General features: G+C 68.0%; 10 protein-coding genes and 1 pseudogene. 7 read left to right on the top strand and 4 right to left on the bottom strand.

Translation table 11 applies throughout. The annotated features are described in order from the left end of the window. Positions 1 to 109: 109 nt before the first annotated feature. Entirely contained in the window at positions 110 to 622 is a 513-nt protein-coding gene (locus ACZ6S8_RS39320; RefSeq protein WP_469463197.1) for an ISAs1 family transposase, read from the top strand. 219 nt (positions 623 to 841) lie between these two features. Here ACZ6S8_RS39320 and ACZ6S8_RS39325 read toward each other — a convergent pair whose 3' ends face one another. Together ACZ6S8_RS39325 and ACZ6S8_RS39330 are read right to left on the bottom strand one after the other, a co-directional pair. Further along, positions 842 to 1,357, bottom strand: a complete 516-nt coding sequence (locus ACZ6S8_RS39325) for a glycine-rich domain-containing protein (RefSeq protein ID WP_469463184.1) — start codon at positions 1,355 to 1,357, stop codon at positions 842 to 844. A 56-nt stretch (positions 1,358 to 1,413) separates the two neighbouring features. Then, positions 1,414 to 2,679 carry a hypothetical protein gene (locus ACZ6S8_RS39330; RefSeq protein ID WP_469463185.1) on the bottom strand — a complete coding sequence of 422 codons (1,266 nt, stop codon included), beginning with the start codon at positions 2,677 to 2,679 and terminating at the stop codon, positions 1,414 to 1,416. A gap of 693 nt (positions 2,680 to 3,372) precedes the next feature. On the opposite strand from ACZ6S8_RS39330, the gene ACZ6S8_RS39335 reads away from it, so the two are divergent. From ACZ6S8_RS39335 to ACZ6S8_RS39360, 6 genes are all read left to right on the top strand, one after another. Beyond that, complete coding sequence (locus tag ACZ6S8_RS39335; RefSeq protein WP_469463187.1) at positions 3,373 to 3,747, top strand: hypothetical protein; 375 nt, start codon at positions 3,373 to 3,375, stop codon at positions 3,745 to 3,747. After that, the gene (locus ACZ6S8_RS39340; RefSeq protein ID WP_469463190.1) at positions 3,747 to 5,246 is read left to right on the top strand and encodes a sensor histidine kinase; all 1,500 of its coding nucleotides are present in this window, start codon (positions 3,747 to 3,749) and stop codon (positions 5,244 to 5,246) included. The genes ACZ6S8_RS39335 and ACZ6S8_RS39340 overlap by 1 nt, the downstream gene beginning before the upstream one ends. After that, the gene (locus tag ACZ6S8_RS39345) at positions 5,176 to 5,835 is read left to right on the top strand and encodes a response regulator transcription factor (protein ID WP_469463192.1); all 660 of its coding nucleotides are present in this window, start codon (positions 5,176 to 5,178) and stop codon (positions 5,833 to 5,835) included. Before ACZ6S8_RS39340 ends, ACZ6S8_RS39345 begins: the two co-directional genes overlap by 71 nt. Positions 5,836 to 6,138: 303 nt before the next feature. Continuing rightward, positions 6,139 to 6,741 (top strand): carbonic anhydrase, encoded by a 603-nt coding sequence (locus ACZ6S8_RS39350; RefSeq protein WP_469463194.1) that lies wholly within the window; start codon positions 6,139 to 6,141, stop codon positions 6,739 to 6,741. A gap of 120 nt (positions 6,742 to 6,861) precedes the next feature. Further along, positions 6,862 to 8,406, top strand: coding sequence for a SulP family inorganic anion transporter (locus tag ACZ6S8_RS39355; protein ID WP_469463195.1), 1,545 nt, complete (start codon positions 6,862 to 6,864; stop codon positions 8,404 to 8,406). 118 nt (positions 8,407 to 8,524) lie between these two features. Continuing rightward, positions 8,525 to 10,153, top strand: a complete 1,629-nt coding sequence (locus ACZ6S8_RS39360; RefSeq protein ID WP_469463196.1) for a flavin-containing monooxygenase — start codon at positions 8,525 to 8,527, stop codon at positions 10,151 to 10,153. A gap of 75 nt (positions 10,154 to 10,228) precedes the next feature. Here the strand turns inward: ACZ6S8_RS39360 and ACZ6S8_RS39365 are convergent, their stop codons facing one another. After that, on the bottom strand, positions 10,229 to 11,047 hold the full coding sequence (locus ACZ6S8_RS39365; RefSeq protein ID WP_469463198.1) for a DUF5655 domain-containing protein: 819 nt from the start codon (positions 11,045 to 11,047) through the stop codon (positions 10,229 to 10,231). Position 11,048: 1 nt separating this feature from the next. After that, positions 11,049 to 11,369 (bottom strand): annotated as a pseudogene (locus tag ACZ6S8_RS39370) (integrase core domain-containing protein); the annotation flags it as partial. Positions 11,370 to 11,464: the final 95 nt, after the last annotated feature.

The raw sequence follows: 11,464 nt of genomic DNA on the forward strand, positions 1-11,464 counted from the left end.
CTTGGCCACTCGATACGACAAGACCGCGACCACCTACCAGGCGGCCCTCCACCTCGCGGCCATCCACATCTGGGCCGCGAGGTGATCGCTAAGAACGGCCTACCTGGCCATCGTCAAGAAGAACCACCCCGGCCTGTATACGCAGGTCAGGAAACTGCCCTGGGCCGAGATCCCGCTGGACCACCACACCCGCGACCGGGCTCACCACCGCGATGAGATCCGCCGCCTCAAGGTCGCCGCGTTCCGCCACATTGACTACCCCGGCGCCCGCCAGGCGATCCGAGTCGTGCGATGGCGACGCGACCTCGCCACCGAGAAGCTGACGATCGAACGCATCTACCTGATCACCAGCCTGGACGTCTTCGACGCCACCCCGGCCCAGCTCGCCGCCTGGATCAGGGGCCACTGGGGCATCGAGAACCTCCTGCACCACGTACGTGACCGGACCTTCCGCGAGGACGACTCCAAAGTCCGCACCGGCCACCTGCCCCGCACCATGGCCAGCCTGCGCAACCTCGCCATCAGCCTCTTCCGCCAGAACGGCGAGACCAACATCGCCGCCGCCCTCCGACACACCAGCCGCGACTACCTCCGACCACTGTCGGCCCTCGGCCTCACGTGATCAACCCGGACAGATCCCAATCGTGCAATGACCCTGGGGTATGAGGGAAGACGCAGGAGCAGGCACCGACTCACCAAGTGTTCATGGGACTTCGACACTCACATGATCACTGAGACCGCGCCTGCACTGCGTTCTGCCTGCCCGAACCGGGATGCTCACCCTGCCTCGCGACGACTCCGGCAAACCGGACGATCGTCGATCTTGCAAGGACCCCTGCGGTCAGGCCACGGCCAGGGGCTCCAGATGGGCAATTTCCGCGAGGGAGAGACCCATATGTTCGTGGAGAAACCGCACCACGGTCCAGTGAGGCAGCGCGCCCTCGTCGAACGGCCCGAATTCCCGGCAGTACAGGGGGATCCAGCGCAATGCTTCCTCCAATGCCTGCTCGCGGCCCGGCACCTCCTGGTACTCCTCGTAGGAGATGCTGCGGTGCTCGATGAAGAACCGTCCGGGAAGTCGCTCCTCGCACAGTGCGCGGTATTCCCGGGTCTGCAGGATGAGGTAGTGCCATATTTCGTCGATGTCCTGCTCGACCGGCAGGAAGAGACCGCTGAGCTGGTCCCGGTACCGGGAGACGAGGTAGAGGTACCGCAGGCACTCGGTGACCTGACGCTCCACGAAATCCCGGGGCGCGGTCGGCGTGTTCTCGCCGAAATGCCGAAGGACCTCGGCGTGCAGCGTGTCCCCGAGGAGGCTCTTGATGTCTTCGGCGGAAAGAGTTCGTCCGCTGGTCATGGTGCTCCGGTTTCTGAACGGCGAAGGGGAATCGGCGGAAGTGTGGGAAACGTGTATCAGGCGCCGACTTTGGCACCGGCGTCGGCATGGGCACCGACGAGCCAGGCGTACTTGCCGGAGGGCCCGACGGGAATATGGCCGCGGTGCTCGATCCGGCAGCGCCGCCCCGTCAGTGCGCCGATGGCCTGCCGCAGAGCCGCCGTCTCCGCGGCCTCGACGGGCTCGCCGCTGAACGTGGTGTACCGCAGGATGACCTCCGCGTCGCCGTGGAGATGAAGCTGGTGCAGGAAGATCTGGGTGGAGGCATCGCCGATGATCCGGTCCAAGTCGCCCTGGGCGACCGGCCCGTCCTGCGTGCTCAGCAGCTCCTTCTCCCGGCCGCAGAACTGGGTGATCGCTTCCGGATCCGGTGTGCCGTCCAGAGTGCGTACGCAGTCCCCCGACCGGTAGCGGACCAGTGGCATGTAGGGATTACGCACGCTGGTGACGATGAGCTGGTGGATCGTGCTTCCCGGTGCCACCGGCAGGAGTTCCACACTCATCCGGTCGAGGTGCGGACGGTACGCGCCCTCCCGGTCGCTGAAGTACAGGTAGCCGAGTTCCGTGCTGCCGAACAGGTCGATGATCGGGCAGGTGAAGTGCCGGCGCAGGAAGCGCCGCACGTTCACCGGGGTGTACTCGTACGCGTGGATGATGCTGGCCGGCAGGGGGAAGCCCTCCCACAGGTTCCAGGCCACGGCCTTTCGCACCAGGTGTGCCAGGTGGTAGCCGGAACAGTCGAGGTGGTACTGGCCCAGGGGATGGCCGGCGCGCGCCCGGTCGATCTCGCCGAGCATCCGCAGCACGTCCCCGCGGTCCCACCGGGCCGGGTCCAGCCGGAGGTTCAGATAGCAGGTGCGCTCATCGAGCCAGCGGTCGTCCAGGGCCGGTACGGGCCGGGGCTCGACGCCCCGGCGGGCGGCGTTGACCCGTGCCACGTGTTCCGTCGCGAGCACCGTGGTCAGGGAGACGCGGCGGCAGCCCGACTCCCATGTGCCTGCGATGTCCGGATGGTTGCGCCACAGCTCGTAGTAGGAGCGGAGCAGGAAGTAGGGAGGCCGGATGATCTGCATCCTGGCGTGGTTGGTGCCGGTGGACAGGACGAACTCGGCCTCGCCGGCCGCCAGGGCCGCCGCCAGCCGGGGCGTCATCCAGTTCCCGGGGAAGCCGCGTGCGATCTCCGGCTTGTCGAGCAGGGGGAAATGCCCCTTCGTCAGGGATTCCTGATAGATGGGGATGTCGCGAATGTGGTCGATGACCTCGGCGGTCGGCTGGCCATTCATTAATTCCTTCTCATGATTCGCATGGCTGAAGAAATATGGGATATGAGGAGTCCGGGCCGGAACGCCCGGGAACTTGCTGCGGTGGTGGGGGGAGAGTCTCGCAGGGTCGTTCCCGGGCGTTCTTTCATTGCAGGTCAGGAGATGCAGCCGACCTTCGACGCCGTGCTGATGCAGCCGCTCTTCGCGTCCTGCTGGGCCGAGTTGACGGCGGTCCAAATCTGCCAGACTCGGTCATCTGACATCTGCTTGATCAGCTGCTCCATGGGGTCCTCCGGTGATAGTACGGAAGGTTCATTATTGACGGGCCGGTCATACGTGGATTACTTCCCGACCCGCTCCGTGAATTTAGAAGTGCGATCGTGCGAATGTCAATCAACGGGAATGGCAAATCATCGGAAGCGGTCCCGGCGGGGTCGACTTTGGCGCGATTCCGCCACGTGGGTGTCCGGTCGGCGCAGGTTCGGGGTCCGGTCCGCCGCCCGCGGTGACCTGGCAGCCCGGGAGCCGGTCTCGCGACCGGGGCCCGATGCGCATGCCTCCCGGCATACCCCCCCGACCGGCCGGGAAGTACACAGGCACCCCACCCATCATGAGAATGCTCTCCTCGTGTCGACTCTTTGGACTAGACCAAGGCACAATGATCTGATGCGGTGGCGCACGGTGAGGCCGGTATACGTGAGTGGAGCTGCCTTAGTGGCGCTCATGGTGCTACTGGCCGTATGGCTCTGGCCCGGACAGAACGCGGAGCCTTCCGTGGGGCCCGCGGTGGTCGTGCCCGCCGGGTACGGGTCGGTACCCGCGCCCGACGCCACCCCTGCCACTCCTCCTGCCGCCTCCGCACCGCCGTCGGCTTCGCCCGATCCGCCCTGCGCCTGCCCCGGCGGCCGGGCCGTCGATCTCGTACCGCCGCCCGCGACCAGCGATGACTACGACGACGATGACTACGACGACGATGACTACGACGACGATGACTACGACGACGATGACTACGACGACGATGACGACGACTCCCGGGGTGGACCGGCAGGCAGCCTGGACCAGGAAGCGGACGATGAGTGGGACGACTGATGCTCAGGCGTTCGATCAGTGCGCGGTCCCGGATCGTCGGCTGGATGTTCCTGCTGCTCACCGCCTCCCTGGCCGTGCCCACCATCGTGATCACCATCGTGTGGCGGGCCGAGCTGGACCATCAGGTCGACGCGCAGCTCCGCTCCGAGGCCGACAAGCTGCGTGCGTTCGCCCGCGCCTCGCGCGACCCTCACACCGGTGAGCGGTTCACCACGGGAGCCGCGCTGCTGACGGCGTTCATGACAGTCCACACCCCCGGCCGGGACGCGGCCTTCTTCAGCATCGTCGAGGGACGTGCGGACCGGCGCAGCCACGGCTCGATGCCGGCCCGGCTGGACCGGGACCCGGCGGTTGTGGACCTGCTGACGCATACGGCCGATGAACGCATCCGGTGGCTGGACTCCTCGGCCGGGATGGTCCGTTACGGGGTCGTCCCGGTGCGCGTGGAGGGGGATCCCGCCGATGTCCGGCTCGTCCTGGTCGTCTTCCGGGACCAGCATCTGGGACGGGAGCATCATCTGGCGCGGACGCTGCTGACCTCGGGATGCTGCGCCCTGATGGTCGGGGGGCTGACGAGCTGGCTGGTGGCGGGCAGGGTGCTGGCTCCGATCCGGTTGGTCCGGCAGACGGCCGAGCGGATCAGTGAGACGGACTTGTCCCGGCGGCTGCCGGTGCGGGGCAGCGATGATGTGGCCGAACTTGCCGAATCGTTCAACCATATGCTTGACCGCCTGTCACGCACCTTCACCACCCAGCGCCGGTTCCTGGACGAGGTGGCGCACGAACTGCGTACCCCCATCACCGTCGTCCGCGGCCATCTGGAACTGATGGACGACGACCCCGACAGCCAGCGCCGCCAGACCCGCGCCCTGCTCATCGACGAGCTGGACCGGATGAGCCGGATCGTGGAGGACCTGCTGCTCCTGGCCCGGGCCGAGCGCCCCGACTTCCTCACCCTCCGCGCGGCCCATCTCACCGACCTGGTGGTGGACGTGGCCGCCAAGGCGCAGGCCCTGGGGCGGAGACAGTGGACGGTGGCCGAGGTCGCCGATGCCGAAGCGCACCTGGACGGCCAGCGGGTGACCCAGGCCCTGATGCAGCTGGCCGCCAACGCGGTCGGCCATACGGCGGAGGGGGGCGCCATCGAGATCGGGTCGCGCCTGCAGCTCGGCCGCGTACTGCTGTGGGTATCGGACAACGGGCCCGGCGTCGCCCCGGAGGAGCGCGAGCGGATCTTCCAGTGCTTCTACCAGGGCGGCACCGCGAACCTCGGGCGGAACAGCTCCGGTATCGGCATCGGACTCGCTCTCGTCCGCGAGATCGCCCAGGGTCATGGCGGCTTCGCCTACGTCGTGGACGCCCCTGGAAGGGGCGCGCGATTTGTCATCGACCTTCCCGCATTGCACCCCACGACGGAGGGAACCCATCATGAGCAGGATCCTGATAGCGGAGGACGAGGCCCGGATTGCCTCTTTCGTCGAGAAGGGGCTGAGTCGTAGCGGGTACGTCACCCGGGTCGTCGCCGACGGCGTCTCCGCCTACGAGCACGCCAGCGGACAGGACTTCGACCTCCTGATCCTGGACCTCGGGCTGCCGGGCAACGACGGGCTGACCGTGCTCCGCAAGCTGCGGACCGCGCGCAGCACCCTGCCCGTCGTCATCCTCACGGCACGCGACACGGTGAGCGACATCGTGGCCGGCCTGGAGGGCGGCGCGGACGACTACATGCCCAAGCCCTTCGCCTTCGACGAGTTACTGGCGCGGGTACGGCTACGCCTGCGCCGTGAGGAGCCGGCGGAGAGCTTTCTGCTGCGTGTGGGGGATCTGCTCCTCGACCTCCGCACCCGCCGGGCACACGTGGGGGAGCGGGTCAGTGACCTCTCCGCCCGCGAGTTCGCCCTCGCCGAGATCCTGATGCGCAATCCCGACCGGGTGCTGTCCCGCGAGCAACTGCTCAGCCAGGTATGGGGGTTCGACTTCGACCCCGGTTCGAACATCGTCGACGTCTATATCCGCTACCTGCGGCGCAAGATCGGATCCGACCGGGTCCAGACCGTGCGGGGCGTCGGGTACCGGCTCCGGTCCTGAAACCCGGCCGGAGCCTCGCACGCGATGAGGGCTCTCTCATCGCCGTCTCACGAACGCCTCATGCCCCGACCGCAGAATTCTTCCCACGGGGGAACCATGACGTGGTGCCCGTGAACGGCGTGCCGGTCGCCGCCGTCCCGTCCGAGTCACGGGCGCCACCACACCGACCAGACTGCAAGTGAAGCCCCAGCAGCTCTGCTATGCGATCACCCGCACCTGTTCCCTCGGCACCCGGGCCACACCGCATACCAGGAAGGCCTACCCGGTGCGAGAAGCCAGACGCCCTTTCGTATGGAGGACCCTGTGCAGAGACTCATCGACCACGCCCGCGCCTTCGGCTCCCGCTGCGGCGGTGCGGGCCGCGATCTCCGGAGCTTCGCGGACGGTCAGCGGCCCACCGTCATGTTCATCACCTGCTCCGACTCCCGAGTGGTTCCCACCCTGTTGACCGGGACCGGACCGGGTGAACTGTTCGAGCTGCGCACCGCGGGGAACATCATCCCCGTCTACGCACCGGAAGAACCCACCAGCGAGATGGCGACGATCGAGTACGCCGTCAGCGTCCTGGAGGTGTCCGACATCATCCTCTGCGGGCACTCCCACTGCGGCGCCGTCGGAGCCCTGGCCCGCGGGGACGATCTGCGGGCCCTCCCGGCGGTCCACGGCTGGCTCGGCCAGTCCGTCCCCACGGCCGACGGCCTCCCCGACCCCGGCGGCTTCGGCCCCGATGTCGCACAGCCCGTGCAGCGCCACGTGGTGGAGCAGATGGCGAAGCTCCGCGAGTACCCGTGTGTGAGCCGGTCCGTCAGCGAGGGCCGGCTCGCTCTCCACGCCTGGTACTACGAGGTCCACACCGGCGCCGTCCGGACCCACCAGCTCGCCACCGGAACCTTCTCGTCCCTCTGAACAGCAATGCCTCTGCATGTGCCTGTGCGTGCGTATATGCGCGTGCTCGGGCATGTGTGCGCAGTCATCCCCTCTCACCGATCCGACCGCTCCCCCCCCCACACTAGGAGCCGACCCCCCATGCCCTCTCCCCTGCACCCCTCACGTCTCCGGTTTCGGCCGGACGTCCTCTCCCGCGACACCCTCGCCTCGGTCGTGGTGTTCCTCGTCGCCGTGCCCCTGTGCGTCGGCATCGCCGTAGCCTCCGGTGTCCCCGCCGAACTGGGCCTGGTCACGGGTATCGTCGGCGGGCTGATCGTTGGCATGATGCCGGGCAGCTCGTTACAGGTCAGCGGCCCGGCCGCAGGACTCACCGTCCTGGTGTACGAGGCGGTGACCCAGCAGGGCATCCAGGCTCTGGGCATCCTCGTCCTGGCGACCGGCCTGCTCCAGATCGCGCTCGGCCTCGTTGGCTTCGGACGATGGTTCCGTGCCATCTCGACCGCGGTCGTCCACGGGATGCTCGCCGGGATCGGCCTGGTGCTGATCTGCAGCCAGCTCTACGCTCTGGCGGGGGTTAGCGCGCCGGGCAAGGGCCTCGACAATCTGCTCGGGCTGCCGAAGCTGCTCACCCAGATCGCGGACGGAACCCCGACGCTCTCCTCCTGCGCGATCGGTGCCGGCACCATCGCCGTACTGATCCTGTGGAAGCGGCTTCCCGGACGCCTGCCCAGGCTGCTCCCCGGACCGCTGGTGGCCGTCGGACTGGCCACCGCCGCGGTGGCGGTGCTGGACCTGCCCGTCGCCACCATCGAGGTCCGGGGCCTGGCCGACTCGCTCCGGCTGACGGGCCTCGGCGACTTCGGGCTGCTGGCGGAGCCCGAGCTGCTCGGCGTCGTACTCGCCTTCACCCTCATCGCCTCGGCCGAATCGCTCTTCAGCGCCGCGGCAGTGGACCGGATGCACACCGGCCCGCGCACCCAGTACAACAAGGAACTCATCGCCCAGGGCGCGGGGAACACGGTGTGCGGCCTCCTCGGCGCGCTGCCCATGACCGCCGTCATCGTGCGTAGTGCCGCCAATGTCCAGGCCGGGGCCCGGACCAAGGCGTCCAGAATCCTGCACGGGGTATGGCTCCTGCTGTTCGCCGCCCTGTTCCCCGCCGTACTCGGACTGATCCCCGTGGCCGCTCTCGCCGGGGTGCTCGTCCATGCCGGCGCCAAGCTCGTACCCGTCACGACGTTCCGTCCGCTCTGGCGCGAAAACCGGGGCGAGGCCGTGGTCCTTACGGCGACCGCACTGGCGATCATCGCCACGGACATGTTCATGGGCGTGCTGCTCGGCATCGGAATGGCCGTGATCAAGACAGCGTGGGAGACCTCCGCGGTCCGCCTGGACATCGTCGAGCATGACGACCGCATCACGGTCGCCTTCAGCGGCAGCGCCACATTCCTGCGGCTGCCCCTGATCCTCGACACCCTGGAGGCCCTGCCGAAGGACCGTCCGGTGGAACTCGACCTCTCGCGACTGCGCCACCTGGACCACGCCTGCAGCACCGCCCTGGAGGCATGGACCGCCCACACCAGCGCCGACGTCCGCAGCCCCGAAGCGTCTCCGGCGGACAGTACCCCACGCGAGCTCGCCCTCGCGGCGGCCGGACCGGACAGCGAACGGCGTGACCTCTGAAGCACGCTGAGGGCCGGCCGGAGGACAGTCGGGGCCCGGTGCCATACCGCGCCCGGCCTGCGGTCCCGCCTCAGCGCCGTCCACCCCGCCGGAAATGCGCACACAGGAGACCGCCCCCATGAACACCACCCTGCGGCCCGCCGCTCCACAACAGGACGCGGTCGTTGTAGGAGCCGGCCTCTCCGGCCTCTACCAGCTATACCGTCTGCGTGAACTCGGCCTGCGGACGCGCGTGTTCGAGGCCGGGGACGATATCGGCGGAACCTGGCACCGGAACCGCTACCCCGGCGCCCGCTGTGACATCGAGAGCATGTCGTACTCGTTCTCCTTCTCTCCCGAGCTGGACCAAGAATGGGTTTGGAGCGAGAAGTACGCGACCCAGCCGGAGATCCTCCGCTACATCCACCATGTCTCCGACCGGTTCGGCCTGCGCCCGGACATCACGCTGAACACCCGGATCACCAGGGCGGTGTACGACGAGGAGCGGCACCTCTGGCAGCTCTCCACCGACACCGGGGAGAGCGTCACCACCCGGTTCCTCGTGATGGCCTCGGGCTGTTCCTCCACCGCCAAGGACCCTGGAATCCCCGGAGCCGACAGTTTCACCGGCCCTGCGCACCACACCGCCCACTGGCCGCGGGAGGAGCCCGACTTCACCGGCCGGCGGGTCGCGGTGATCGGCACCGGATCATCCGGAGTCCAGCTCATCCCGCTCATCGCCGAGCAGGCCGCCGAGCTGACGGTCTTCCAGCGGACTCCCGCGTACGCCCTCCCGGCCTGGAACCGTCCGCTCACCGGCACCGAAGTCGCCGAGCGGAAGTCGGTATACCCGGAGTTCCGGGCCGCCCAGCGCCGGTCGAAGGGCGGCAGCGTCTGCGAGATGCCGACCCGGTCCGCACTGGAGGCGGGCGAGGAGGAGCGGACCGTCACCTATGAGGCCGCCTGGAAGGAAGGCCTGCTCAGCGCGATGCTCCGCTCGTACACCGACATCCTGGTCAACGAGGAGGCCAACGAGACGGTCGCCGAGTTCATCCGGTCCAAGATCGATTCCATCGTCGGCGACCCGTGGACCGCCGAGCGGCTCTCACCCCGCGGCTTCCCCTTCGGGACCAAACGCCCCTGCCTGGACACCGGCTACTACGCCACCTACAACAAGCCGCATGTGACGCTCGTCGATCTGCGGGAGACCCCAATCGAGGCGATCACCCCCAAGGGGGTCCGCACCGCGGCCCGGGAACATCTCGCCGATGTGATCGTCTACGCCACCGGCTTCGACGCTGTCACCGGCTCCCTGCTCGCCGTGGACATCGTGGGCAAGGGGGGCACCACCCTCCGCGAGAAGTGGGCGGACGGCCCCCGGAACCACCTCGGCCTCGTCTCGGCCGGCTTCCCCAACCTCTTCACGGTCACCGGGCCGCTGAGCCCGTCGGTGCTCACCAATATGACCGTCGCCATCGAGCAGCACGTGGAGTGGATCACCGACTGTCTCGCCCATCTGCGCGGCAACGGCATCACGGAGATCGACGCCAATCCCGAGGCCGAGGAAACCTGGACCGCCCACGTCGCGGAACTCGCCTCCCACACCCTCTACCCGGCCGCCGATTCCTGGTACCTGGGCGCCAACGTCCCCGGCAAACCCCGGGTCTTCCTCGCCTACGTCGGAGGCGCCGACCGCTACCGCGAGGAATGCGCCGCCGTGGCAAGCAACGGCTACACCGGCTTCACCCTCACCGGCCCACCCACCTGATCCGAAACCACACCCTCGGTGCGGACCGTCTACAGCCAGTCGTGCTCCTTGAAGATGAGGTACAGGCCGATGCCATCACGCCAGGGCGTAGCTCTGCCGGAAGTAGTCGGCGGCGCGCTCCAGGTCCCGCTCGGTCTGGAGCGTCAGTTCCAGATTGCCGCTGCCGTGGTGGCCGAGCCCCGTCACGTCCCGTGCGAAGCCGGGCATGAGGTCAACCATCGCCGGGTCGGCCTTCAGGTAGACCAGTAGTCTGGCCTTCTTCGGCGGGACCAGGCATGCACAGTTCTGCATGCGCCGGTAGGCGGTGTAGGTCTGGTTCGAGACCTTGGTGAGGTCCTCGCCGAGCCCGAGCAGCGCCTCGTCGACCGCCGCGGCCAGCTCCGTCATGGCCCCCGCCGCCGTCACGGTTCGCTGCACCTTCGCCGTACCCCGGCTCCGGCACCCCGCCTTCGGCGCCGCCGCACGGCCGGGGAAGGAGACCACCGTCTCAAGTCCGACGTGCTCGCTGCCGAAGTACCGATAGCGGACCAGGTCGATGGCGTGCCGGTGCTCGCGGACGGCGTGGATGTCGTAGCGCGTGAAGTCGCCGGCCACGCAGATCAGCCTCGGTGCGCTCCAGAGCACCTGGGCCGCGGCCTGTACCCCGAGCCGGTCACGGACCAGGTGCCGGAAGGAATCCCGGTGGTCGAGCAGCCAGGCCATGTAGAAGAGGCCCTGGTTTATGACTCCCGCGTCGGTTCCGCGCTTGTACTCGACGATCACCGGTGCGCCGTTCTCGTCGATGCCCAACGAGTCGATCCGGCCGCCGTGAACCGGTCCGGTGCTGTATTCACTCGCCAGGAACCGGACCCCGAGCATGGTCTGCATGTGAACCGCCCCGGGTTCGGTAGAGATCTCAGTTGGTGGTTGTGACCTGGGGTTTCGTGGTTGTCAGGTGGTAGTTGGTCTCGTACTCGACGGGTGGGACGTGGCCTATCTCACCGTGCAGGCGTCGGTGGCAGTACCAGTCGACCCACTCTGCGGTGGCCAGCTCGACCTGGGAGAGGGTCTTCCAGGGCCGCTGCGGCTTGATCAATTCGGTCTTGAACAGGCCGATCGTGCTCTCCATCAGGGCGTTGTCGTACGCGTCGCCGACGGAGCCAATCGAGGCCGCGATGCCGGCGGCGTCCAGGTGTTCGGCCAGCTTGAAACTGGTGTATTGGCTGCCCGCATCGCTGGGGCCCTGACCCCGGATTTTGGACACCGGAGAGACTTGGATCTTGATGGTCCAGGAGAACGGAGTCCCTGTGGGGATGAAGCACTATCCCGCCG

Source organism: Streptomyces sp. NPDC048461, from assembly GCF_055587105.1.